Raw genomic sequence first — 24,719 nt, forward strand, 5'->3', positions numbered from 1 at the left:
TTGAGATTTGGATTCAGGAAGGTTTGTTGGCCGGGCGCTTACTGAGTTGCTGCCGCATAGATGGAAATAGGCTTAGCTCCGCAGAGCGTTTTTGGCTCCGTGCGTGCTGTGCTGTGCTGTGGAGTACAATGAGAGCTTCACTCTTTGGATAGAGACGGATGTGAATGGAAGCGTTAGCCACTTTTTCTACTCAGAATTTCAAACCAACAGGCCTGAGCCCAACCCCCGAGATTACTACCTCCTTGCCAGTGTCTATCAGCACCATGGAGAAATGCTACTCGGGTGCTATCGACGGTATTTCCTCAACAGTTTTTACTGCGGCGTTCGACCAGACGACCAGGACGGGCAGTTACATCGCAATTGAGAGCTTCAAAGGTGCGGTGAATGGGAAAGAAGGCGCCTTCAATTTCATCCACTCTGCCTCCACAACCGGCACTGATCGGGCAGATGAATTTTTCTGCATAGTCGGAGGTAGTGGTACCGGTGATTTGAGAGGGATATCGGGATCAGGAGGGATCAAAATCGACACCGATGGCACGCACCATATTTGGTTGAATTACCAACTCGAATAGCTCAGAAATAGTTTTGAGGTAATGCCGCAGAGGACACCATTGCCCTGGATACTGCATCAGGGTAGGTGTCTTCGCCGGACGCTTACCGCCTAACAACGGAAAACGGGATGTACGGATGCTCACGTTGAAACTCCACATGGAAGACTTGGAATGACTCGAATTATTGAAATCCTGATGTACACCTTAAAACCAGGATCGGGATTGGATTTTCATCGAATAATGCAGAATGTAAGTGTTCCGCTTCACCTGGAAGCTGGCATAGATGTCGTTTCTTATGGCAGCTCATTGCATGATTGTGACAGCTATCACCTGATTCGCGCCTATCAAAGCGAGAGCCATCGCCTAGCATCCCAAGATATTTTTTACGCAAGCGCTGCCTGGAAACAGGGCCCGCGAGCAGACATTATCAGTCTCATTGAAGTCAGTACAACGACAGTTATGGCGCTCACTCAAGACGTAATTGATGCCATCAGAGCTTCTAGAGCCGAAGCTCGATCCGCGTAGCTGACATCGACAAAGGCAGACCCCGTAGCCTTAAATGCGGGGATCAGGAAGATGTGTGGGCCGGACGGTTACTTTTTTCGAAACGGTTTTACCATATGACTTCAGTTTGCAGCCCGGAATCCAGCAATAGGTGATCTGAGAACACTGACACTGGAAGTGACGACACCGATGCCTGACAGCAAAGGCATCGGTGTCTCTTGCCTGCTCTGGCAGTCCGTCGGGGGTCAACTCATCTCTGGAACGAGATGACTCATGAACGTCAGGTTTTCAATAGCGTACATATACTCGGAGAATCTCGGATCTCCATCGTTGAACGCCTTTGCCACTTTTTGTGCGTTCTCAAGACTGTCCCACATTGCCAGGTCCGCGAAGATTCGGTCGTCGCTCATAGGGCAGTACGCGTGGTACTCAATCAAACCCGGAAAGGTCTTTAACGTTTCACGAAGCCTCGCGCGAAGTACTGGCACTTGCGCGACGCATTCCTGTTTGACCTTGAAAATGGCTAACTCGAGTACATGAGATGAGCGCTGCATAGGGATGACCTGCTGTGTGTTAGGAAGTCCCAATTATCAGTAGCTCATACTGACAGCGTAGTGTCAGTAGTGGTGATCGCTTTCCACTGGCTTGCCTGGTGCTTCATATACGCTTGGAGATCAAGGGCAGGATTGTCGGGTGATGGTTGTTGGGCAATAACGATGGAGGCTATGCGATCGACCCGAAAATCGCGGTAAGCCGCCCTGGAGCTACACCAGCTTCCAACCGTCCACTTTCCTCCCCAGTAGAAAAGGCCAAGGGGGGAAATGAGGCGTTGCGAAACCGCACCGTCCAAGCTGGTATAAGTTATCTTCAGCGCCTGAGTGTTTTCGATGGCATTTCGAAGGGTTGCCAAATGACCACGCGTCGAGGAAGGTGTTGTTCCAAGTGCCCTGATTTTTGCCGCGCTGGGGTCAACCTTGTGATGGATTACGGACGCTGAGATTTTGCTCAACAACATCCTCGCAGCAGCACTTAGATCGTTATCGGCAGAAGCTGAAAGCATTTCCATCCCGAGCATCAATGCATCCAGTTCGAGTCTGTTCAACGTTAACGGCGGCATCTCAAAATCGGCATCCAAGGCATACCCCACGCCAGCGGTACCATAGATTGGGATTCCACTGAAAGAAAGGTCGTCGATGTATCGATAGATTGAGCGAACGGAAACGCCAATTCGGCTGGCCAGTCGTTCAGCAGAGATTGGCTGATGGACACGAATCAGATTTACCAATTGAAATAAGCGATCAGCTTTACGCACCAGGTGTGCTCAACTGAGAGTTCTTTGCAAGCTCAATGGCCGCGTTAATGGCGGCCCGAGCTTGGGGGCTATTCTTCCAGCAAGTCGATCCCACTGCTGCCGATGCCTGAGCCAGGATGTCACAAGCATTCGCTTTGCTGAGCATAGCTAGCGAGTCAATGCCCATCTGCTCAAGACGAGCGATAACGGCCGGCCCTACGCCCTTCAGGGCCAACAAGGCATTATGTTCCGTCAGTGGAAATGGCATCCGTAAACTCCTGTTATCGGCCAATGAAGCAACCGGAGTTTGCCCGACGCAAGAGGGCATCTCAATAGATGGACTCCATCGCTCTAAGCGCAGGCATCAGGAAGGTGGGTTCAGCGATCACTCCTTCCCAGTTTGCAACGAGTCGTTGGTCGATCCCGCTATCATGCAGGGCGTAGATCACGAATGCAGATAACGCTATGCCAAGATTGTCATTCGCCGTCAGAATTTTGTTCGCATGCTGCCTTTTCATCGCAACCGCTAATCACATCCGTGCAGATATTTCGCATGGACTGCTCTGGGACTATGGATACGGGTCTAGCGCTTACTTGGCTAGCCGTATTTTCTGGGGGGCGCTTACGTTTTTTGACCCGCTTGCAGCACTGCTACTTTTCATCAAGCCAAGAGCCGGAATCGTGCTTACGATAGCGATTATTTTGGTCGACGTAACCCACAACACTTTTTACGTCGCATTGAAGCAACAGTGGCTGGAGCCGTTCTACCTGTCCCAGGTAGCTTTCCTTATCGTAGTATCCCTACTCTCACCCATCGCTTGGAATGGCCCTATTCGGGACGTAGCGCGCACCAATCCAGTCCGACTGTGATTCGCTCCATTTATGAGGTAGAAGCTCTTCGATCTCACTCGCCCGCTGCGTCGGAAGGCGTGTCAGAACGTCTTTAAGATAAACATACGGATCATGCCTGTTGATCCAGTCTGCGCGCATGAAAGGACACGATACATACACCTATCTGAAAGACGTCCTCAGGCGCTTGCCAACCCAGCGCGCCAGTCAGATTATCGATCTGCTGCCACATAAGTGGCTCGTTAAGCCTCGCCGTGTGTACGAGTTTGACTTTGCTTAGGGACGTGCCTCCAAAGCTGCGTGAGCGCCAAAGAAGCAAGACTCGCGATAATGAGCGCAAGTGAGCTTATTCCAATGTTCAACCCCCAAAAGTCGATCAAGTAACCTGTTAACACCGGGATCGCCCCAGCAGGCACATACCCTCCCATGTTGAACACTGCGTTGGCTTCGGCTCTGCGCTGCGCAGGCACGCGGTCAGCAATAAGGGTCAGTCCACCTAACTGGCCCAAGCCTTGACCGGCGCCTGCCAACAGAGAGGAAACGATCAGCCATGGAGCGGAACCGGTTTCCAGCGCGATCCACACGAAAATCATTGAGAAGACAGTACCGATCCCGCTAAGCGAAAACACGGTACGGCTGCTGTATCGCTTCGCCGCAAACTGCACACCCACGGCGACGAGGAACATTGAAAAGGCCATACAACCCGTGACAAGGGGACTATTCACGCCTAGAAAAGTCGCTATCAGCTTGGGGCCGAGCGACAGGATGAATGATGTCGAAGTTATTCCAGGGCCGAAGAACGCTATCCCCAATAGCACGATGCCGAGGTTTTCCTTAGCGACGGTGGGCAAGCGCGGTTTAAACGTACCGCCCCCAAGCTTTTGGTTTTTTTGATTGAGTAGCGCTAGGAGCGCCACGCACAAAATCGCGATTTCCACTCGGAAGACTGTGTGGATCGGGTTCGGAAGATATTGCGCAACGACCCCTGCCAATAGCGGCCCCGTGCCCGCTCCGGCCACCATCGCGACAGATGCCATTAGCGAAGCAAAATGCTTGCGATGAGGCTGAGCATGCTCGACGACATTCGCCATGCCCCCAGATACAACGAGGCCCACCGAAATGCCGGTGAGGAAGCGCGCGAGCATCAAGACGCCGATGCTGTGCGCTTGATCGAACAGAATCGCTGCAATGATAGCCAGCCCCATACAGGGTAGAAGCAAGGCTTTGCGCCCGTAGTGGTCGGACAGTTGCCCAGCGACGGTGAGAGTTAGAAGAAGACCAATGATGTAGCAGGCAAAAATTACGGTTAGCACCCCCGACGCGAAGCCGAGGGACTGCTGCCAAAAGCTGTAGAGTGGCGTAGCGGCATTTGAAAGTATAAAAATCGCGGTCACGATCCACGCTGTACGGTACACAGCCATTGAGCTTTTTATGGGATGGGAACTGCTCATTGGTGAAGGGCCTCTCAGTGGGCAGGAATTCAATTCGGAGCCCAGAGTAGAGGTATGTTTCGTGATGGCCCATTCATCAAAATCACAAACCGGATGTGAAAAAATTCACAGCTCCTGTGCCTGCACTAATCCCTCCATGAGGAAATCAAGCACTGCCCGAATTTTTAGAGAGTTGCGTAAATCTTCATGAAACGCGAGCCAGATGGGTAGTTCCAGCGGTGTGTGATCCATATCAACCCTTGCCAGCCCATATTCTTTGCCTAAAAAATCCGGAAGGAAAACTATGCCAGCATTGCCTACAGCAGCTAATGCCTGAATGCGCAGGTCGTTGCTGGTGACGGAAAGCGGTCTTCCTTCCAGCCGATCCAGGAGCCATTGCTGCTGTACCGAATCCTCCATGCTACGGTCGTAGCCTATGAACTCGAACTCTTCAGGTTCACGTTGACTAATGTAGTCCTCGCTTGCATGAGGGTAAAAACGCAATGAGCCGAGACTTTTGGCGACGACACTCTGTTCATCCGGCCTGCTGAAGGTAATGGCAATATCGGTTTCTTTCCTTGCCAACGACGCAGTGGACTTGGCTCCGACGAGCGTCAGCTGCAACCGGGGATAACGCTCGCGCAATACCCCAAGTCGCCGAGCTACCAACGTTCCGAGGTATGCAGGAGGCGCAGACAAGATCACCGCACCCTCAATACGGTTTTCTCCCCCGTCAGCGAATCGCCTGAGCGCAAGTGACGCAGACTCCATCTGCGCGGCATATTCACCTACCCTCACCCCATCCTCGGTCAGTTGGTAGACACGACCCCTACGATCTACCAGCTTCATGTCCAAAGAGGCTTCAAGGGCAGCTATTCGGCGAGCCACAGTCGCGTGCTCCACCCCCAGCGAGCGAGCCGCAGCGGCTAAGGAGCCCTCATGAACAAAGGCAAAGAAAAAACGGAGGCTGTCCCAGTCAAGCATATTGGTCATCAGAGTGTGGTTAGGAGTGGATTTACAGCGAGCGAAAAGCGTAGCTTACCGATAAATCAGGTGGCGCTGCCGCATATAGCTTGGACTTGATTTCGTCCCCATGTTCTCCGCCCCAAGAACCGCTTGGCGATTGCAGCGATCACGACGGGCATGGAATATTCAGTCCCCCCGGGGTCTGTAGAGCAACGGGCAAAATCGCGGGTGATATCAGGGGGCCCTTGTCCTTCCATCGGCGCTCCGACTTCGACTCCACTGCTCACTCCGCGCACTTCCATTTGCACCTAACGCATCGCTTCCAGCATCCCCGACGCGGCTGGGTTAGGATTCTAGCCCGGTGCAGGTCAGTTTCGTTGCGCAAGGTGTATTGGACGGACGCTTACAAACATAATGCCGATCATGCCTCCAGAATCATTTTCCAGCCCACAAAAAAACCCACTGACCGTCGCCGGTTCAGTGGGCTTTTTTGATCCGGTCTCTAATTACAGAGCCATATCACTCGCAGCATTAGCCTTCGGCGCTTTTACAGCAGTGTCGACAGTCACTGGCTTCACAGCCGGTGCGATCACCGCTGGTGGCGGAGTCAGCTGCAGCACCTTGGCGGTGTAGGCCCACTCTTCAGCAACCTTCTCAGGGCTGTTGTTCAGCTGGGTGCCGTAGCTCGGTACGATCTGGTGCAGCTTGGCCTGCCACTCAGGGGTCGCGACCTTGTCCTTGAACACTTTCTGCAGCACGGTCAGCATGATCGGTGCGGCGGTCGAAGCACCTGGCGAAGCACCCAGCAGGCCGGCGATGCTGCCGTCTTGCGAAGCGACGATTTCGGTGCCCAGTTTCAGCACGCCACCGGCGGCTTCGTCACGCTTGATGATCTGCACGCGCTGGCCGGCTTGCCACAGGCGCCAGTCTTCGGCCTTGGCGTTCGGGAAGTATTCTTTCAGGGCGTTCATGCGGTCTTCGTCAGACAGCATCAACTGACCTGCAAGGTACTCGACCAGCGGGTATTCCTTGATGCCGACCTTGGTCATCGGCCACACGTTGTGCGTGGTCGTGGTGGTCAGCAGGTCCAGGTACGAACCTTCCTTGAGGAACTTGGTGCTGAAGGTCGCGAACGGGCCAAACAGGATCACGCGCTTGCCGTCCAGCACGCGGGTGTCCAGGTGCGGAACCGACATCGGCGGTGCGCCCACCGAAGCCTTGCCGTAGGCCTTGGCCAGGTGTTGCTCGGCGATGGTCGGGTTCTCGGTCACCAGGAACGAGCCGCCTACCGGGAAGCCTGCGTATTCCCTGGCTTCAGGAATGCCGGACTTCTGCAGCAGGTGCAGGGCACCGCCGCCGGCGCCGATGAACACGAACTTGGCGTCGGTTTCGGTCTTGCTGCCGTCTTTCAGGTTTTTGTAGCTGACGCGCCAGCTGCCGTCTTCGTTCCTGGTAATGTCCTGCACTTCGCTGGACAGCTTCAGGTCGAACTTCGGCGTGGTTTGCAGGTACGCGACGAACTGGCGGGTGATTTCGCCAAAGTTCATATCGTTGCCGAGCTGGCTCCAGGTGGCCGCGACTTTCTGGTTCGGGTCGCGCCCTTCCATCATCAGCGGCACCCACTGCTTGATCACAGCCGGGTCTTCGGAGTACTGCATGCCGGCGAACAGCGGGCTTGCTTGCAGGGCTTCGTAGCGCTTCTTCAGGAACTTGATGTTGTCATCGCCCCACACGAAGCTCATGTGCGGAGTGGAGTTGATGAACGAACGCGGGTTCTTCAGCACGCCTTGCTGAACCTGCCAGGCCCAGAACTGACGGGAGATCTGGAAGGCTTCGTTGATTTCAACGGCTTTCGCGATCTGGACGTTGCCCTTGTCGTCTTCCGGGGTGTAGTTCAGCTCGGCCAGGGCGGAGTGACCGGTACCGGCGTTGTTCCAGCCGTTGGAGCTTTCCTCGGCGACACCGCCGAGGCGCTCGACCATTTCCATCGACATGCCAGGTTCCAGCTCATTGAGCCACACACCCAGGGTTGCGCTCATGATGCCGCCGCCAATCAGCAGCACATCGACTTTCTTTGTCTCTTGCGCGTGGACGGGAATCATCCCCATCGACAAAGCCAGCCCCAGCAGGGCCGTGTTCACTTTCTTAAACATCTGTAGCACCTATGATAAAACGCCATCCGCCCTTCCATCCTCATGCGCACAGCCCCATGTTTCACGGCAGTCACGGATGCGGCACTCAAGGATTGCAGGGTGGGCACACAAGACCGACGAACCGCGTCGACCCCAATTTAATGTCCCTTCTGAACTGACTTTTTATCTTTATTGGCTTCAGCTACTTGAGCGACAGTGATTCCGTCGGCACGTCTTGCGGACATGCAAACTGAATAGGTCAAACCAAGTTGGCGCGCAGAATATCACGACAAGGCTTACCCGCGCGTCTGTTCCCGACCGGTTAGTCCGGGCCCGGGCGCCCGGCCTTCTATACTCATCCTGTTTTTCTCAACGAGCATGTGTGGAACAGCCATGAGCGATAGGAAACAACCATGAGCGACAGGAACAACCATGAGCGATAGGAGCAGTCATGAGTGACAAAGACGATCTGCGCAAGTACTCCTCTCAAGTGATCGACGGCGTGGAAGCCGCACCGGCACGTGCCATGCTGCGGGCCGTGGGCTTTACCGATGCAGACTTCCAGAAGCCGCAGGTCGGCATCGCCTCGACCTGGGCCATGGTCACGCCCTGCAACATGCACATCGACAAGCTGGCGCTCGAAGCCGAAAAAGGCGCGAATGCCGCGGGCGCCAAGGGCGTGATCTTCAACACCATCACCATTTCCGACGGCATCGCCAACGGCACCGAAGGCATGAAGTATTCGCTGGTGTCCCGCGAGGTGATCGCCGACTCCATTGAAGTGGTGGCCGGTTGCGAGGGATTCGACGGCCTGGTGACCATCGGCGGCTGCGACAAGAACATGCCGGGGTGCCTGATCGGCATGGCGCGGCTCAATCGCCCGTCGATCTTTGTCTATGGCGGCACCATCCAGCCGGGGGCCGGCCACACTGACATCATTTCCGTGTTCGAGGCCGTGGGCCAGCACGCCCGGGGCGATATCAGCGAGATTCAGGTCAAGCAGATCGAGGAAGTGGCGATTCCCGGCCCCGGTTCCTGTGGCGGCATGTACACCGCCAACACCATGGCCTCGGCCATTGAAGCATTGGGCATGAGCCTGCCCGGTTCCAGCTCCCAGGACGCCATTGGCGGCGACAAGGCCTCGGACAGTTTCCGCGCCGGCCAGCAGGTCATGGAGCTACTCAAGCTCGACCTCAAGCCGCGCGACATCATGACCCGTAAAGCCTTCGAGAATGCCATTCGCGTGGTGATCGCCCTCGCCGGCTCGACCAATGCCGTGCTGCATCTGCTGGCCATGGCCAACGCGGTGGATGTGGAACTGACCCTGGATGACTTCGTCGAGCTGGGCAAGGTATCCCCGGTGGTCGCCGACCTGCGCCCCAGCGGCCAATACATGATGAGCGAGCTGGTGGCCATCGGCGGCATTCAACCACTGATGAAACGCATGCTCGATGCCGGCATGTTGCACGGCGATGTGCTGACCGTCACCGGCCAGACCCTGGCGGAAAACCTCGCCAGCGTGCCCGACTACCCGGCCGGCCAGGACGTGATCCGGCCGTTCGACCAGCCGATCAAAAAAGACTCCCACCTGGTCATTCTGCGCGGCAACCTCTCGCCGGGCGGTGCCGTGGCCAAGATCACCGGCAAGGAAGGCCTGCGCTTCGAAGGCACGGCCCGGGTCTATCACGGCGAGGAAGGTGCGCTGGCCGGCATTCTCAATGGCGAAGTGCAGCCTGGCGAGGTGATCGTGATCCGCTATGAAGGCCCCAAGGGCGGGCCGGGCATGCGCGAAATGCTCTCGCCGACATCGGCAGTCATGGGCAAGGGCCTCGGCAAGGAGGTGGCGCTGATCACCGATGGCCGTTTCTCCGGCGGCTCCCACGGTTTCGTGGTCGGTCACATCACGCCGGAAGCCTTCGAGGGCGGGCCGATTGCGTTGGTCGAGAATGGCGACAGGATCATCATTGATGCAGAGACCCGGCAGATTACCGTTGATGTGTCTGTCGCGGACCTGGCCGAGCGCAAGAGCCGTTGGGCGCGCCCGGAATCGAAATACAAGCGAGGGGTGCTGGCCAAGTATGCAAAGACGGTGTCCAGTGCTTCGGAGGGGGCTGTGACGGATAAATACCTTTAGCCGCCGACCTGTAGGAGCCGTCTGCCCGATCACCTTGCGGTCGTCATCGCTTGTTTTTGCACCCTGCCGCGCAGGGACACCAGCAGCAGAGTGGCGAACGCACCGACCACCGCGACGGCCATGTCCTTTTGCGAGTCCCAAGGGTCATTCTGCGCGCCGACAAAGGCATTCGCCGTGTCATTGCCCAGAAAGGCCCCGCCGAACCACTCCACCAGTTCATACACCGCGGACGTCGACAGCATGACGTTCAGGGTCACGAAAAACAGCCAGAACCCGCGCAGCGAAGTCAGGCGCCACAACACTTCACGCACCGGATAAGCCAGCAGCAGTCCGTAGCTCAGATGCACCAGTCGGTCGTAATGATTGCGATGAACACCTGACACCTGCTCGAAACTGAAGCCGAACCACGCCAAAGACCAATGATCGTAAGGCACCAGGGAATAGGTGTAGTGGGCGCCCAATTCATGGACGCAGAGAAACGCAAACACCAGCGTGATCGATGTCGCCGACAAGCGGAACCAGCGAGAAACCGCCACCAGCGTCCCCACCAGCAACAGCACCAGCAGGTTTTCCAGCGCCCAGTCCACCCGGCTGCGGGGAGAAAAACCCGACACCACGACAATCAGCAGGAATACCACGAGCAATGTCAGGTCGTGCCGCAAACGTTGATTCGGCTGCATGACTGCAATACCTCGAAGTCAGGACATCGCCCTTTTAACTTCGAGACAAGACCGTCGGGCAAGTTCGCTTTTTTCCTCCACCGCATGATAAGTTGTACGATGACTGATGAATGTTCACCCAGTCGTCGCGCTACCCCTACAACAACAAGGAAATACTCATGAAAAAAGCAAAAGTGCTGTTGGGTTTTTTGTGCCTGTTCAGCGGCTACGTTGCCGCCACCCCGGCTGCCACGGACAAGGACGTGGCCCAGGCGGTCGACCACCTGACCCAGGCCATGCTGCACAAAGACATCCCGGAGTTGAACGCCTTGACCGCCGAGAACCTGACCTACGGGCATTCCAGCGGCAAGATCCAGGACAAGCAGGCCTTCATCGCCGACATCGAAACCGGCAAAAGCGCGTTCAAGACCCTGGAGATGCAAAACCAGACCATTACCGTCTCCGGCGATGTCGCGCTGGTCCGTCACCACTTCTCGGCGCAAGCGCTCAAAGGCACTGAAGTGGTGCCCACCGAAATCGAGAACTTCCAGATCTGGCAAAAGCAAGACGGTAAATGGCTGCTGGTAGGACGACAGGCGTTCAAGTTCTGATGAGTTCGTAAGCCAGCAACATAACCTGTAGGAGCGAGCCTGCTCGCGATGACGGTAGTCCATTCAACATCAATGTCGACTGGCTTGACGCTATCGCGAGCAAGCTCGCTCCCACAGGGTTTTCGGGTGAATCAACTACCCTTCCACTCCCTGGGACTGAGCCCGGTCTTGCGCCGAAACGCCCGGGCCAGCGCCGAGGGGCTTTCGTAACCGACTTCCTCGGCAATCAACGCAATCGGCCGGCCCTCGCGCAGGCGTTTCTGCGCCAGGCTGATGCGCCAGCTCACCAGGTAATCCACCGGCGTCTGCCCGACCACCCGGCGAAAATGTTCGGCGAAACTGGCCCGCGACATGTTGGCGGCGACCGAGAGTTCGGCCACGCTCCAGGCCTTGGCCGGGGTTTCGTGCATCAGGCTCAGGGGCCGCGCCAGCCGTGAATCGGCAAGGCCAGCCATCATGCCCGGTTGCTGGCCAGTGGTGCTCAAGATGTGCCGCAGCAACAGAATCACCAGCAGCTCGAACAGGCGATCCATCACCGCTTCGCGTCCGCACGTACCATCAAACGCCTCGTTGAACAGCCATTCCAGAGTCCCGGCCAGGGTCGGGATTTCATCGAGCTTGAGCACCAGGTAATCCGGCAGCGCCGCCGCCAGGGCATTGCCCGCACCGCCGTCGAAATCCAGGGTCGCGCAGACCAGTTGCGTGCCGAAGGCATCAGACGCGAACAGGCGATGACGATAGGGCCGGGGGAAAAAGATCAGGCTCGGTTCGGTCAATTGCAGATCCGGCTGATCGCCCAACTTGAGCCGCAACTCACCCGCCTGAAGCAGGTGCAAATGGCCGCTGGCCTGTTGGCCGTCGTAGGCGGTGGTGCCGCAAAACGTACCGCTGTGAAAGGTGCCGGCATTGACGCCGAAGTGCGTGAGCAACGTGGACAAGCGATCCATGACAAGGCTCCCGAAGGCAGTTTTGGACGATCTGTCGCATATCCTCGACGATTTGCACCCAACAAGCCAAGCACTGTCTCTAACATCAGCTCCGTACCCAGCGCATACCGCGCTTCACACCACGGAGTATCACCATGACCCGCATTGCCCCGATCAACCTGGAACACGCCACCGACGCCACCCGCCCACTGCTGGAAGGCGTGCAGAAGAAAATCGGCTTTCTGCCCAACCTCTTCAAAGTATTGGCCCACGCCCCGGCGGTGCTGGCCTCGTACCTGCAAAACTCGGCCGCACTGGGCAAGACGTCCTTGAGCGCCACGGAAAAAGAAGCGGTGTTCCTCGCCACCTCGCAGATCAACGGCTGCGACTACTGCCTGGCCGCTCACACGCTGTTCGCCAGCAAGGCTGGGCTGTCGGGCCAGGACATCCTCAGCGCGCGTCAGGGTGAACTCAACGCTTATGCCACCCTCGCCCGCCAGGTCACCGAAAGCCGTGGCCACCTGACAGTCGAACAGATCGCCGCGGCACGTGCTGCCGGCATCGACGACGGCAAGATCATCGAAGTGATCGCCCACGTGGCTTCGCAGACGTTGACCAACTACCTCAACAACACCGCGCTGACCGACATCGACTTCCCGGCCATCGACGCCTGAATGACTTGAACGACGGAGTACCCACCATGAACACCGTGACCTTGTACACCACCGACACCTGCCCTTACTGCCGCAATGCCAAGGCCTTGCTGGCAAGCAAAGGCGTGGCGATGCAGGAGATCAATATCCAGCGCGAGCCAGGCAAATTCGAGGAAATGCTCAGCCGCAGCAACCGCCGCAGCGTGCCGCAGATTTTCATCGGTGACACGCACATCGGCGGCTTCGACGACCTGGCCAAACTGGATCGTCAGGGTGGGTTGATGTCGATGCTGGCCTGAACCGGTCAGGTATTGGTTGTCCACCTGGTCCACTGCAATACCCTGTGGGAGCGAGCCCGCTCCCACAGGAGTTGCGCATCGCGAGACTCAATCATCCTCATGCAACTTGATGCCGCGTTTATGCAGCACATGGGGCACCACCAGTACCAGCAGCGTCAGGGCCAGGAAGAACGCCGAGATCGGTTGCGTGACGAACACCATCCAGTCGCCCTGGCTGATGGACAAGGCGTTACGCAGTTGTTTCTCGGCCATCGGCCCCAGCAGCATGCCGACGATCACCGGGGCGACGGGGAAGTCGAAACGGCGCATCAGCACCCCGCCCCAGCCAATGGCCAACATCAGGATCAGGTCGAAGGATGAGTGACGCATGCCGTACACGCCGATGGTCGCGAATACGAGGATGCCGGCATTCAGGTACGGCCGGGGGATTTGCAGCAGCTTGACCCACAACCCCACCAGCGGCAGGTTCAACACCAGCAGAATCACGTTGCCGATATACAGCGAGGCCACCAGCGTCCAGACCAGGTCGGCGGAGGTTTCGAACAGCATCGGCCCCGGTTGCAGGTTGTAGTTCTGGAACGCCGCCAACAGGATCGCAGCGGTGGCGGACGTCGGGATGCCCAGGGTCAGCAACGGCACCAGGGACCCGGTCGCGCTGGCGTTGTTGGCCGCTTCCGGGCCGGCGACGCCTTCGATGGCACCCTCGCCCTTGTTAGCGGAAAATTCCTTGGGGTACTTGCTGAGTTTGCGTTCAGTGGAATAGGACAGGAAGGTCGGAATCTCGGCGCCACCGGCCGGAATCGAACCGAACGGAAAACCGATCAGCGTGCCCCGCAGCCATGCAGGCACCGAGCGTTTCCAGTCGGCGCGGGTCATCCACAACGAGGTCAGGCGATGCCGTCCTTCGTTTGATTCGGTTTGATAGAGCAAGCTGTACAAGGCCTCGCCCACCGCGAACAAGCCGACCGCCACCAGCACCACTTCGATGCCGTCCACCAGTTCCGGTACGCCGAGGGTGTAGCGGGCAATGCCCGAGGTCGAGTCCAGCCCGATCAAACCGATGGTCAACCCGACACCCAGCGAGGCAAACCCGCGCAGCATCGAAGCGCCGAGCACCGCCGACACGGTGGTGAACGACAGCACCAGGATCGCGAAGTATTCGGTCGGGCCGAAATTCAGCGCCAGCCTGGCCACGATGGGCGCAAACAGGGTCAGCAAAATCGTGGCGATGGTGCCGGCGACGAATGAGCCTATCGCCGCCGTTGCCAGCGCTGGTCCCGCCCGGCCGTTGCGGGCCATCAGGTTACCTTCCAGGGCGGTGACCATGGACGACGATTCACCGGGGGTATTGAGCAGGATCGAAGTGGTGGAGCCACCGAACTGCGCGCCGTAATAGATACCGGCGAACATGATCAGCGCGCCAGTGGGGTCGACCTTGGCGGTGATCGGCAACAGCAGGGCCACCGTCAGCGCCGGACCGATCCCCGGCAATACGCCAATGGCGGTGCCGAGCAGGCAGCCGATGAACCCCCACATCAGATTGATCGGCGTCAGCGCCGCGGCAAAACCCATCGCCAGGCTTGAAAGAATGTCCACCGTGTCGATCTCCTTTCAGAGCCAGATGTTGATCAGCGACGGCAGGGAAACCCCGAGCCCGGCGTTGAACAGCCAGTAGATCGGCAGGGTCAAGGCAATGCCGATAGCCAGGTCCCGCAGCGGATGACGGCTGCCAAAACCCCGTGCCGAACAGGCAAACAGCAACCCGGCCGCGAGCACGAAACCGATCAGGTTGATCAGCAGCGCCACCCCGACAAGTCCCGCCGTCACCCAGGCCGCACCGGTTTTTCCACCCGGCACCGTGGCAGTGTCGTTATCCAGTTCGCGAAAACCGCCGCTGACGGCCTGATACCCCAGCAGCAGCCCCACTGCTCCCAGAAACGCCGCCACGACATAGGGATAAACGTACGCCGGCAGGATGACGAAACCCATTTCCGGCGGAAAACGGTAGGCGCCCATCGCCAACACGACGCTGATGGTGATCAGGCCGATGCCGACCGCCAATTGCGTCGGCACCACTGTACGTAGTGTGGCCATTTCAAATCAGCCCGACCTTGACCAGCATGGCGTGCAACCGCACATGTTCTTCCTCGACGAATTTGCCGAAGTCATCGCCGGTCAACACGCTGGGCGTCCAGGCGTTGGTCTGGATATTGTCCTGCCAGACCTTGCTGTTGGTGGCGGCCACGACAGCGTCGATCACTTCCTTGCGCTGCTGCGGGGTGAGGCCCGCCGCACCGTAAACGCCGCGCCAGTTGCCGATCGTCACGTCATAGCCGCTCTCCTTGAGGGTCGGTGCCTCAATGCCGGGAACGCGCTGCGGCGCACCAATGGCCAGGACACGGAACTGGCCGGTCTTGATGTATTGGCCCAGCTCGGCGTAACCGCCGGTGATCACCTTGAGCTGGCCGCCCAGCGCCTGGGCAACCACCTCGCCACCGCCACCAAAGGCCACGTAGTTGACCTTGTTGACCGGCACGTCCAGCTTGCCCGCCAGCTCGGCGATGCCGATGTGATCCACCGAGCCCTTGGAGCCGCCGCCCCAGGTGATGCTCGTCGGATTGGCCTTGAAGGCCTTGATCAGGTCATCGAGGGTCTTGTATTCGGACTCCTTGCGCACGGCGATCACGTTGTACTCGGTGAACAGCCGGGCAATGGGCGTCACATCCTTCAGGCTGATCTGCGGTTTGTTCTGCTCGATGCCCGCGACCATGATCGCGCCGACCACCAGCAAAGCGTTCGGGTCACCCTTGGTGCTGTTGGCAAATTGCGCCAGTCCCAGGGTTCCGCCCGCGCCGCCCTTGTTCTCGAAGGTGACGGCTTTGGCGGTATTGGCTTCGACCATGGCCTTGCCCAGCACCCGGGCGGTCTGGTCGTAACCACCGCCCACCGAACCCGGGGCCATGAATTTCACGGTATCCAGCGCAAAGGCGGGGGCGACCAGCGCGGCAGCGGTCAAACCAGCGGCCACGCAGCGACTGAAACGACGGATCAGAGCGGACATGGGCATCTCCTGATTGCATTGTTTTTATAGGTGCCGATTGCCCATCGAGGTGCTCGATGAACATGGGCCTGCGAACAAGCTTAGGCCATGGATCCGTGGGTTGATCTGTTTTAAAGCGCTGCACCACCCTGTAGGAGCGAGCTTGCTCCGGGCGGCGTTCCGACGATGGACGTAAATGCACCGCGTTTATTCAGGTAACACGCGTAATCGTTAGCGACCATCGCGAGCAGGCTCGCTCCTACAGGGTTCGCGGTGTTCCGACCGGCGTTTGATTACAACTTTGTCATCAAGCTGTTGGTCGGCTGTCCGGATCACTTCGTTAGCCTGAACTCACTGTCAGGCCTACCACCGGCAGCCACCCTGCCCTTGTAGAGAGAGATTCGTCATGAAAATGTTGATCGCGGGTTTTGCCGCCCTGCTCGCCACCGGTTCGGCGTTTGCCGCTACCCAGCCCACCTCATCGATCATTCACGACAAAGACGGCTTCTATGTCCCGGTGGATGTGGCCAAGGTCCTGTCGATGACCGACCTCAACGGCAAGTGCGGCATCGTGCCAGCGCAGTTCAACTACCTCGACCACCAGGGTCGCGAGCACCAGCTGGACTACCAGGTCCAGGGCGTTGGCTGCATTGGTGAGAACTGAGCGGATGCCTGCCGTCGCCGCCGATCGGGCTACACTTTCGCCACTGATGCGCCCCCGTAGCCCGACCGAAACAGGCAGGTCCCGATGAACATCCTCGTAGTCGAAGACGAACCCAAGGCCGGCAATTACCTGCTCAACGGCCTGCAGGAACTCGGATACACGGTGAGCCTGGCGCGGGACGGCGTCGACGGCTTGCACCTGGCCCTGGAACACGACTTCGATGTGATCGTGCTGGATGTCATGATGCCGAAGATGGATGGCTGGGAAGTCATGCGCCGCTTGCGCAAGGAAGCCGATACACCGGTGCTGTTCCTCACCGCCCGGGATGACATCGCCGACCGCATCAAAGGCCTCGAACTGGGTGCCGACGATTACCTGATCAAGCCGTTTTCCTTCGCCGAACTGGTGGCACGCCTGCGCACCCTGACCCGGCGCGGTCCTACCCGGGAGGAAGAACACCTGCACGTCGACGACCTGCAGATCGACGTGCTCAAGCGCCGCGTCAGCCGCGCCGGCAACCGCATCACCCTGACCAACAAGGAGTTCGCCCTGCTGCACCTCTTCGCCACGCATCAGGGCGAGGTGCTGTCACGCTCGATGATCGCCTCGCGGGTCTGGGACATGAATTTCGACAGCGACACCAATGTCGTCGATGTCGCCGTGCGCCGCCTGCGCCTGAAAATCGATGATCCGTTCCCGATCAAGCTGATCCACAGCGTGCGCGGCATTGGCTACCGCTTCGACACTCAACCCTGAATGCAACCATGAATGCCATGACGCCGCTGCAATCCGCATCCCGTCTCAGCCATTCCCTGACCCTGCGTCTGGCGCTGGTGTTCGCCCTGCTGGCGTTTGTTTCGCTGGCGCTGCTGGGTGTCGCGCTGTACCGCGACCTGGAGCGCGAGTTGATCCATCGCGACGACATTGCCCTGATCACCCGCATCGACCAGTTGCGCACGTTCCTCAACGACAGCAACACCCTGGACCTGATCAAGGCCAAACCGGCGCTGTTCCAGAACATGATGGGCAACCGCGAGGCCCTGCTGACCATCGGCACCCCTGGCCAACCACCGTTGCTGGTGGTCAACCCGGGCAACCTGAACATGCCGGTGCTAACCCCGGTGGCGATGGATCATCGGCTGACCCTGGACGACGTGCAGCATTTGCCCAACGTCAACGGCGTGCCGTTTTCCGTCCTGGCGGCGACCATCGACTCGGGTGACCTGGGCAGCCTGCAAGTGGTGACCGGGCGCCTGATGACTGAACGCACCGCCGTGCTCGCCGACTACCGGCTCAATGTGTACCTGTTCGCCAGCGTCGCGGCGATCCTGCTGGCGCTGTCCGGTTATGTGCTGGTGCATCGCGGCCTGTTGCCCGTGCGGCGCCTGGCCCGCCACACCCAGAGCATCGACGTCGGCAACCTCAACGAACGCCTCGACAGCCAGGGCGCGCCGCTGGAACTGCTGCCGATGATCGACGCCTTCAACGCCATGCTCGACCGCTTGGACAAAGGCTTCATCCAGTTGGGCCAGGTATCGACCGACATGGCCCACGAACTGCGCACGCCGATCAACAACCTGCTCGGTGAAACCCAGGTGGCCTTGCAGCAGAACCGCAGCACCGACGCCTATCAGCAGCTGTTGGCCTCGAACGTCGAAGAACTCGAACGCCTGGCACGCATGCTCGACAACATGCTGTTTCTGGCCCGCACCGATCCGCGCAGTGCCTTGCGTCAGCGCCAGGAGCTGGATGCCGCCGACGAAATGCAACGCATGGCTGACTATTTCGAAGGCCCGGCGACCGACGCTGGCATCTGCATCGATGCCCGGGGCAGCGGCTTGATCTGGGCCGAGCCGATGTTGCTGCGTCGAGCATTGGCCAACCTGTGCGCCAACGCCATCAAGTACGGCGCCCCGCATTCCGAGCTGTGCATCCACGCCAACCCGACGGCCGATGGCATTCAGGTGCAAGTGCGCAACCACGGCCCGACCATCCCGGCCCAGCATCTGTCACGGCTGTTCGAACGTTTCTACCGGGTCGACGAATCCCGCGAACGCTCGGCCCAATCCAATGGCCTGGGCCTGTCGATCGTGGCGACGATCATGCAACTGCACAACGGTGCCTGCCACGTCAGCAGCGACGACGGCATCACCTGCTTCGAACTGTTTTTCCCGGCGAGGCAACAGCATGAGTGACGCCTGACCTGAAACCACCCGGGGCACTTCCAACAAAACAATGCTCTAGGGTGCGTGTCATGACCTAACCTCATTGGCTAAGTGACTAACAACCCGTCGAGCTCGCCGATGTGCAATGTCTTGAAGTCAATGATCTGCGTCTCCTTCGCGCTTCTGGTGGCCAGCCCGGGATGGCTGTTGGCGGGGGACATGGCCGACGCTCCTGCTCTTGCTCCCGCCCCCGCCCCCGCCCCCGCCCCCGCAGCCCCCATCATCAGCATCGCCGACAGCGAATTGCTGGGGGTGCAAAACCAGCTCAACAGCCTCAAGCAGCAGGTTTCCCAGGCCAGCAATTACACCCAGCTGGAAAGCTCACAGGATCTGGTGCAAGTACTGATTCAGGATATTGAGCGCTTGTCCACATCGCTGCTGCCCGGACAGGCGCAGTTGCAGGCGCAACTCAATGTGCTGGGACCGGTGCCGCTCGACGAGAACGCCTTGGTGACGTCTGCCATTACCACCCAACGAGACGCCCTCGGCGAGCAAAAAAACAAGCTCGATAGCCAGCTCAAAACCCTGGCCGCGCTGAAAACAAGTGCCGCCGAACTGATCACCCAGATTGGCAGTATTCGGCGCAGCCTGCTGGAAGCGGAAGTGACCCAGCAAACCAGCAGTATCCTGAACCCGGGATTCTGGTCGCCATTGTTCGCTCTTCCGATCGAGGACCGCCAGCGTTTCAGCTCCCTCATCGAGCAACTCGAGGTCACGCACCGGGCCGCCTGGCAACCCGGACAACGCGGGATCACCGCCGCCCTGCTGATCCTGGCCCTGGCCATCTGGACCGTGGGGCGAAAGCTCGCCGGCCGGGCTCTGGCATGGTTGTGCATCCATCGAATGCCTGAAGGCCGGTTGCGGCGCAGCTCCCTTGCGCTGGCATCGGTAGTGGCGACGGTGCTGACCGCCGGCATCGCCCTGCAACTGCTGCATTTTGCCGGGACCCGCCAACTGCCCTACACCCCACTGCTGGCCGATCTGGCGCAGTACCTGGAAAAGCTGGCCTATACCTGCGTGCTGATCACCGGGTTGAGTCGCGCATTGCTATCGACCAAACACCCTTCATGGCGCCTGCCCGATATCGCCGATCCGGTGGCGCTGGCGATGGAACCCTATCCAAGGTTGCTGGCAAGCCTGCTGCTGGTGCTGGTGACCCTGGTGCAGATGAGCAATGTCACCGGCATGAGCGCCGAAGTGGTGCTGTTCGGTCGGGGTGTCGTGGCGTTGGTCGCGGCACTGGTGATCGGCGCGATGCTGTTGCGCGTCAGCAAGACGCGCCGAGACCTGATAGTGGCCGGAGAGACTCCCGAAGGCGTCACCACCTTCGCCGGACTGATTTATACGTTTACCGGCTTTGCCGTGGTGGTGTCCCTGTTCGCCCTGGTGATCGGCTATGTGACGATGGCCCGGTTCATCACCTATGAATTGGTCTGGATATTCATCATCTTCGCCGCTTTCTACCTGCTCACACAGGTTTACCAGGACACCTGCGACTACGTTTTTTCGCCCCGGCAACCCGCCGGCAAGGCCATCAAACAGCTGCTGGGCATCGGCAATCCGCGCCTGGAGCAGATCTGTACCGTGTTTTCCGGCGCAGGCCGCGCCATCCTGATACTGATCGGCGTCATCGCGTTGTTTGTCGGCGGCGTGGGGACGACGCTCGGGCAACTGGTCACCGGCACTGTGGCCATACTCGGCGGTGAAGGGCTGCGCAAGCTGAACATCGTCCCGGACAATTTGATGCATGCCCTCCTGACACTGATGATCGGTGTCTACCTGATACGCACGCTACGCCGCTGGCTGGATAGCGAGTTCCTGCCGAAAACCGAGATGGACCCGGGCATGTGCGCCTCGCTGAGCACCCTGTTCGCCAACATTGGCTACGTGTCCGTCGTCCTGCTCACGCTGGCGTCGCTGGGGATCAAGTGGACCAACCTCGCCTGGATCGTCAGTGCCCTGTCAGTGGGCATCGGCTTCGGGCTTCAGGAAATCGTGAAGAATTTCATCTCCGGCCTGATCCTGCTGACCGAGCGCCCGGTGAAAGTCGGCGACCTGATCAGCATCAGTGGCGTGGAAGGCGACATTCGCCGAATCAACGTGCGGGCCACGGAAATACAACTGGCCGACCGCTCGATCATGATCGTGCCCAACTCGCACCTGATTTCGCAGAACCTGCGCAACGTCACCCTCGGCGGCAGCGCCCAGGGCGTGGTGATACTCGAACTGATGTTCCCGTTGGACATCGACCCTGAGCAGGTGCAAAACCTGCTGCACGACACCTTCACCGAACACGAATCCATTCTCGATAAACCGGTGCCATTCCTGCGTTTCAGTCAGCTGAAACCTGAAGGCATCACCTTGACCATCACCGGTTATGTCGCCAGCCCGCGCACCGTCGGCGCGATCAAAAGCGAGTTGCTGTTTGCAATTCTCAAGCGGCTGGGTGCTGCGGGGATTGAACTGGCGAAACCGCCTGCTGTGTGATGCGCAACCGAATGTGGCAGCGGGAGCCACGCGCAGGCGATGGTGCCGGGTAAACACCGGCTCCACCGTTAACCTTCTGTTGCCCTATCCTTTCATCCAAGCCATCACGCCGGACATCGACCATGTCAGCCCCCGAATCCACCCTCCTCGACAGCTGGCACCACAACGCCCGAGCCTGGATCGACGCCATCCGCAGCGGCACCATCGAAAGCCGCCTCAAGGTCACCGACCAGGCCATTCTGCTGGCGGTGCTGGGTCGTCAGCCCGAGCGTGTGCTCGACCTGGGTTGCGGCGAAGGCTGGTTGTTGCGCGCGTTGGCTGAACGGGCCATTGACGCGGTGGGTGTGGATGGCGACGTGACGCTGGTGGAGGCGGCGCGAGCGGCGGGTTCGTCGATGGTGCATGTGGCGAGCTATGAAGCGTTGGCCGAAGCGAAAATCGACATCGGCCGCGACTACAACCTGATCTGCGCCAACTTCGCCCTGCTGCATCAGGACATCATCCCCCTGCTCGCCGCCATGAACGCCCTGCTCGCCCCGGGTGGCGCGCTGGTGATCCAGACGTTGCATCCATGGGCAGCTGCGGCGGGCGACTATCAGGATGGCTGGCGGGAAGAGACCTTCGCCGGCTTCAAGGGGCAGTGGCAGCCCATGCCGTGGTATTTCCGAACCCTGTCCAGTTGGCTCAATGCGCTGGACATGGCGGGTTTCGCACTGGCCGGTTTGCAGGAGCCGCAGCACCCACAAAGCCCTGTGCCGCAGTCGTTGCTGTTGGTGGCCGAACCGCGACGGTGATTGGCTTTCAAAGCCTGCATACAGGTGCTGACTGCCATGCAATCCGGTGGGAGCGAGCTTGCTCGCGATGAGGCCGGCACATTCAACATTGATGTCGCCTGGCACTCCGCCTTCGCGAGCAAGCTCGCTCCTACAGGTTCGGTGGTGCACCCAATACAGCGTCAGGCCCATTCTTTACGCAGCTGGCGCGCCGCATTGACCATGTGCACCAGCGCCGCTTCGGTTTCCGGCCAGCCGCGGGTTTTCAGGCCGCAGTCCGGGTTGACCCACAGGCGGTCGGCGGGAATGCGCTTGGCAGCCTTGCGTAGCAGGTTGGCCATTTCCGCGGAGTCCGGCACCCGTGGCGAGTGGATGTCATACACGCCCGGGCCGATTTCGTTCGGGTAGGCAAAGGCTTCGAACGCGTCCAGCAGCTCCATGTCCGAGCGTGAGGTTTCGATGGTGATCACGTCGGCATCCATGGCGGCGATGGACTCGATCACATCGTTGAACTCGCTGTAGCACATGTGCGTATGGATCTGGGTTTCGTCACGCACACCGCAGGCGCACAGGCGGAACACTTCGGTCGCCCAATCCAGGTAGTGCTGCCAGTGCGCCCGGCGCAACGGCAGGCCTTCGCGGAATGCAGCTTCGTCGATTTGCACGATCTTGATCCCGGCGGTTTCCAGGTCGACCACTTCGTCGCGAATGGCCAAGGCCAGTTGACGGGCCTGCACTTCGCGGCTCACGTCTTCGCGCGGGAACGACCACATCAGCATGGTCACAGGGCCCGTCAGCATGCCCTTCATCACCTTGTCGGTGAGGCCTTGGGCGTAGCGGATCCACTCAACGGTCATGGCTTTCGGACGGCTCAGGTCACCGTAGATCACCGCCGGTTTCACGCAGCGCGAACCGTAGCTCTGGACCCAGCCGAAACGAGTGAACACGTAGCCGTCGAGTTGCTCGGCGAAGTACTCGACCATGTCGTTGCGCTCGGCTTCACCGTGCACCAGCACGTCCAGGCCCAAGTGTTCCTGCACTTGCACGGCGTGACGGATCTCGCTGTGCATCGCTTCGGTGTATTCGGTTTCGGTCAGCTTGCCTTGCTTGAACGACTGGCGAGCCAGGCGGATCGAGGCGGTTTGCGGGAACGATCCGATGGTGGTGGTCGGGAACAACGGCAGGTTCAGGCCGGCGCGCTGTTTCTCGATACGTTGGGCAAACAGCGAATGACGCTGGCTGTCCTTGGCGGTGATCGCGGCAACACGTGCCTGCACGGCCGGTTTGTGGATGCGCGGCGACGCGGCACGGCTGGCCTGCACGGCGCGGCTTCGAGTCAGCGCTTCAAGCACCTTCGGCGCTTCTGGTTCATTCACCGCCTGAGCCAGCACCGCGACTTCTTCACACTTCTGCACGGCAAACGCCAGCCAGCTTTTCAGTTCGGTATCGAGCTTGTCTTCACGCCCCAGGTCAACCGGACTGTGCAACAGCGAGCAGGATGGCGCGACCCACAGGCGATCACCCAGACGCTCGTGAGCATACTGCAACGTGGCCAGGGCGTTTTCCAGGTCGCAGCGCCAGACGTTGCGGCCGTTGACCACGCCCAGCGACAGCACTTTGTAGGCCGGCAGGCGGTCGAGGATGGTCGGGAACTGCTCAGGTGCACGCACCAGATCAATGTGCAGACCGTCCACCGGCAGGTTGGCGGCCAGGCCCAGGTTCTCTTCCAGACCGCCGAAGTAAGTGGCGACCAGCTTCTTCAGCGGGTCGCGCTGAATCAGGTTGTAGGCTCGCTCAAAGGCGTTTTTCCAGTCCTGCGGCAAATCGAGGACCAGGATCGGCTCGTCGATTTGTACCCATTCAACGCCTTGTGCCGCCAGGCGCTGGAAGATTTGACCGTACAATGGCAGCAGACGATCGAGCAGTTCGAGCTTGTCGAACTCGGCGCCCTTGGCCTTGCCCAGCCACAGGTAAGTCAGCGGGCCGATGATCACCGGCTTGACGTTGTGCCCCAGTGCGCGGGCCTCTTCGACTTCTTCGAACAGCTGATCCCAACCGAGCTGGAATTGTTGATCGACGCTGAATTCAGGCACGAGGTAGTGATAGTTGGTGTCGAACCACTTGGTCATTTCCTGGGCGTGCGCGCCACCGCAGCAACTGTCGCTCACACCGCGCGCCATGCCGAACAGGGTTTGCAGGCTGGCCTTGCCATCGTGCGGGCGGAAGCGCTCGGGGATCACACCGAACATCAACGAGTGGGTCAGGACCTGGTCGTACCAGGCGAAGTCGCCGACCGGCAACAGTTCGATCCCGGCTTTCTTCTGCAAGTCCCAGTGGGTCTTGCGCAGGTCACGGCCCACGGCGCGCAGGCCGGCTTCGTCGAGCTCGCCCTTCCAGAACGCCTCTTGAGCCTTTTTCAGCTCGCGGTCGCGACCAATGCGCGGAAATCCAAGGGAATGGGCCACAGCCATGTCAAATAACTCCAATGCGTTCAATGGGGCCATTGTCGACAGTGCCAGCGAGTG

At 59.4% G+C, this 24,719-nt stretch carries 23 protein-coding genes and 2 pseudogenes; 12 read left to right on the plus strand and 13 right to left on the minus strand.

The features are described 5' to 3' along the window. Positions 1 to 164 precede the first annotated feature (164 nt). Both KW849_RS28480 and KW849_RS28485 read left to right on the plus strand, forming a co-directional pair. The gene (locus tag KW849_RS28480; protein ID WP_108218091.1) at positions 165 to 572 is read left to right on the plus strand and encodes a DUF3224 domain-containing protein; all 408 of its coding nucleotides are present in this window, start codon (positions 165 to 167) and stop codon (positions 570 to 572) included. Between the two features lie 150 nt (positions 573 to 722). Further along, positions 723 to 1,076 (plus strand): NIPSNAP family protein, encoded by a 354-nt coding sequence (locus KW849_RS28485; protein WP_218432844.1) that lies wholly within the window; start codon positions 723 to 725, stop codon positions 1,074 to 1,076. A gap of 224 nt (positions 1,077 to 1,300) precedes the next feature. Here the strand turns inward: KW849_RS28485 and KW849_RS28490 are convergent, their stop codons facing one another. The 4 genes and pseudogenes from KW849_RS28490 to KW849_RS28505 form a co-directional block, all read right to left on the minus strand. Then, positions 1,301 to 1,609 carry a hypothetical protein gene (locus KW849_RS28490; protein WP_150725465.1) on the minus strand — a complete coding sequence of 103 codons (309 nt, stop codon included), beginning with the start codon at positions 1,607 to 1,609 and terminating at the stop codon, positions 1,301 to 1,303. A gap of 44 nt (positions 1,610 to 1,653) precedes the next feature. Beyond that, positions 1,654 to 2,367, minus strand: a complete 714-nt coding sequence (locus tag KW849_RS28495) for a YafY family protein (protein WP_218432846.1) — start codon at positions 2,365 to 2,367, stop codon at positions 1,654 to 1,656. Beyond that, a complete protein-coding gene (locus KW849_RS28500; protein WP_218432848.1) occupies positions 2,360 to 2,614 on the minus strand; it encodes a helix-hairpin-helix domain-containing protein in 255 nt (84 codons plus the stop codon). Before KW849_RS28500 ends, KW849_RS28495 begins: the two co-directional genes overlap by 8 nt. 539 nt (positions 2,615 to 3,153) lie before the next feature. Next, positions 3,154 to 3,321: pseudogene (locus KW849_RS28505) on the minus strand (transposase domain-containing protein); the annotation flags it as partial. Between KW849_RS28505 and KW849_RS28510 the strand changes: the two are divergent. Further along, positions 3,317 to 3,475: pseudogene (locus KW849_RS28510) on the plus strand (transposase domain-containing protein); the annotation flags it as partial. The pseudogenes KW849_RS28505 and KW849_RS28510 sit on opposite strands and share 5 nt — an antisense overlap. On the opposite strand, the gene KW849_RS28515 reads toward KW849_RS28510, so the two are convergent. The 3 genes from KW849_RS28515 to mqo all read right to left on the minus strand — a co-directional run bounded on the left by KW849_RS28515 (position 3,438) and on the right by mqo (position 7,744). Then, positions 3,438 to 4,646: an MFS transporter gene (locus tag KW849_RS28515; protein ID WP_218432849.1), complete on the minus strand. Its 1,209-nt coding sequence runs from the start codon at positions 4,644 to 4,646 to the stop codon at positions 3,438 to 3,440. The pseudogene KW849_RS28510 and the gene KW849_RS28515 sit on opposite strands and share 38 nt — an antisense overlap. A 105-nt stretch (positions 4,647 to 4,751) precedes the next feature. Further along, the gene (locus KW849_RS28520; RefSeq protein WP_256357419.1) at positions 4,752 to 5,618 is read right to left on the minus strand and encodes a LysR family transcriptional regulator; all 867 of its coding nucleotides are present in this window, start codon (positions 5,616 to 5,618) and stop codon (positions 4,752 to 4,754) included. A 479-nt stretch (positions 5,619 to 6,097) separates the two neighbouring features. Continuing rightward, the gene (gene mqo, locus KW849_RS28525; RefSeq protein ID WP_218432850.1) at positions 6,098 to 7,744 is read right to left on the minus strand and encodes a malate dehydrogenase (quinone); all 1,647 of its coding nucleotides are present in this window, start codon (positions 7,742 to 7,744) and stop codon (positions 6,098 to 6,100) included. Between the two features lie 430 nt (positions 7,745 to 8,174). Here mqo and ilvD point away from each other — a divergent pair, with 430 nt between their 5' ends. Then, complete coding sequence (gene ilvD, locus KW849_RS28530) at positions 8,175 to 9,857, plus strand: dihydroxy-acid dehydratase (protein ID WP_218432851.1); 1,683 nt, start codon at positions 8,175 to 8,177, stop codon at positions 9,855 to 9,857. 29 nt (positions 9,858 to 9,886) lie between these two features. Here ilvD and KW849_RS28535 read toward each other — a convergent pair whose 3' ends face one another. Then, entirely contained in the window at positions 9,887 to 10,537 is a 651-nt protein-coding gene (locus tag KW849_RS28535; protein ID WP_218432852.1) for a DUF2238 domain-containing protein, read from the minus strand. A 158-nt stretch (positions 10,538 to 10,695) separates the two neighbouring features. Here KW849_RS28535 and KW849_RS28540 point away from each other — a divergent pair, with 158 nt between their 5' ends. After that, the gene (locus KW849_RS28540; RefSeq protein ID WP_218432853.1) at positions 10,696 to 11,127 is read left to right on the plus strand and encodes a nuclear transport factor 2 family protein; all 432 of its coding nucleotides are present in this window, start codon (positions 10,696 to 10,698) and stop codon (positions 11,125 to 11,127) included. Positions 11,128 to 11,258: 131 nt separating this feature from the next. On the opposite strand, the gene KW849_RS28545 is transcribed toward KW849_RS28540, so the two are convergent. Beyond that, complete coding sequence (locus tag KW849_RS28545) at positions 11,259 to 12,074, minus strand: AraC family transcriptional regulator (RefSeq protein WP_218432854.1); 816 nt, start codon at positions 12,072 to 12,074, stop codon at positions 11,259 to 11,261. Between the two features lie 134 nt (positions 12,075 to 12,208). Between KW849_RS28545 and KW849_RS28550 the strand changes: the two genes are divergently transcribed. Next, positions 12,209 to 12,727 (plus strand): carboxymuconolactone decarboxylase family protein, encoded by a 519-nt coding sequence (locus KW849_RS28550; RefSeq protein ID WP_218432856.1) that lies wholly within the window; start codon positions 12,209 to 12,211, stop codon positions 12,725 to 12,727. A gap of 26 nt (positions 12,728 to 12,753) precedes the next feature. Beyond that, a complete protein-coding gene (gene grxC, locus KW849_RS28555; protein ID WP_108218082.1) occupies positions 12,754 to 13,005 on the plus strand; it encodes a glutaredoxin 3 in 252 nt (83 codons plus the stop codon). Between the two features lie 87 nt (positions 13,006 to 13,092). Here the strand turns inward: grxC and KW849_RS28560 are convergent, their stop codons facing one another. The 3 genes from KW849_RS28560 to KW849_RS28570 are packed head-to-tail and all read right to left on the minus strand — an operon-like array spanning position 13,093 to position 16,066. Next, positions 13,093 to 14,601: a tripartite tricarboxylate transporter permease gene (locus tag KW849_RS28560; protein ID WP_218432857.1), complete on the minus strand. Its 1,509-nt coding sequence runs from the start codon at positions 14,599 to 14,601 to the stop codon at positions 13,093 to 13,095. Between the two features lie 15 nt (positions 14,602 to 14,616). Further along, positions 14,617 to 15,099, minus strand: coding sequence for a tripartite tricarboxylate transporter TctB family protein (locus KW849_RS28565; RefSeq protein ID WP_218432859.1), 483 nt, complete (start codon positions 15,097 to 15,099; stop codon positions 14,617 to 14,619). Between the two features lies 1 nt (position 15,100). Beyond that, complete coding sequence (locus KW849_RS28570; protein ID WP_218432861.1) at positions 15,101 to 16,066, minus strand: tripartite tricarboxylate transporter substrate binding protein; 966 nt, start codon at positions 16,064 to 16,066, stop codon at positions 15,101 to 15,103. Between the two features lie 385 nt (positions 16,067 to 16,451). On the opposite strand from KW849_RS28570, the gene KW849_RS28575 reads away from it, so the two are divergent. The 5 genes from KW849_RS28575 to KW849_RS28595 all read left to right on the plus strand — a co-directional run bounded on the left by KW849_RS28575 (position 16,452) and on the right by KW849_RS28595 (position 22,215). After that, the gene (locus tag KW849_RS28575) at positions 16,452 to 16,709 is read left to right on the plus strand and encodes a DUF2790 domain-containing protein (protein WP_218432863.1); all 258 of its coding nucleotides are present in this window, start codon (positions 16,452 to 16,454) and stop codon (positions 16,707 to 16,709) included. 84 nt (positions 16,710 to 16,793) lie between these two features. Further along, positions 16,794 to 17,465 carry a heavy metal response regulator transcription factor gene (locus KW849_RS28580; RefSeq protein ID WP_218432865.1) on the plus strand — a complete coding sequence of 224 codons (672 nt, stop codon included), beginning with the start codon at positions 16,794 to 16,796 and terminating at the stop codon, positions 17,463 to 17,465. An 8-nt stretch (positions 17,466 to 17,473) separates the two neighbouring features. Continuing rightward, the gene (locus KW849_RS28585) at positions 17,474 to 18,904 is read left to right on the plus strand and encodes a heavy metal sensor histidine kinase (RefSeq protein ID WP_218432867.1); all 1,431 of its coding nucleotides are present in this window, start codon (positions 17,474 to 17,476) and stop codon (positions 18,902 to 18,904) included. 189 nt (positions 18,905 to 19,093) lie between these two features. Then, positions 19,094 to 21,421, plus strand: coding sequence for a DUF3772 domain-containing protein (locus KW849_RS28590; RefSeq protein WP_256357420.1), 2,328 nt, complete (start codon positions 19,094 to 19,096; stop codon positions 21,419 to 21,421). Positions 21,422 to 21,543: 122 nt separating this feature from the next. Beyond that, complete coding sequence (locus tag KW849_RS28595; RefSeq protein ID WP_218432871.1) at positions 21,544 to 22,215, plus strand: bifunctional 2-polyprenyl-6-hydroxyphenol methylase/3-demethylubiquinol 3-O-methyltransferase UbiG; 672 nt, start codon at positions 21,544 to 21,546, stop codon at positions 22,213 to 22,215. A gap of 161 nt (positions 22,216 to 22,376) precedes the next feature. Here KW849_RS28595 and metE read toward each other — a convergent pair whose 3' ends face one another. Further along, complete coding sequence (metE, locus tag KW849_RS28600; protein WP_218432875.1) at positions 22,377 to 24,665, minus strand: 5-methyltetrahydropteroyltriglutamate--homocysteine S-methyltransferase; 2,289 nt, start codon at positions 24,663 to 24,665, stop codon at positions 22,377 to 22,379. Between the last annotated feature and the right edge of the window lie 54 nt (positions 24,666 to 24,719).

Source organism: Pseudomonas sp. PDM26 (assembly GCF_019219185.1).
Classification (GTDB): Bacteria; Pseudomonadota; Gammaproteobacteria; order Pseudomonadales; family Pseudomonadaceae; genus Aquipseudomonas.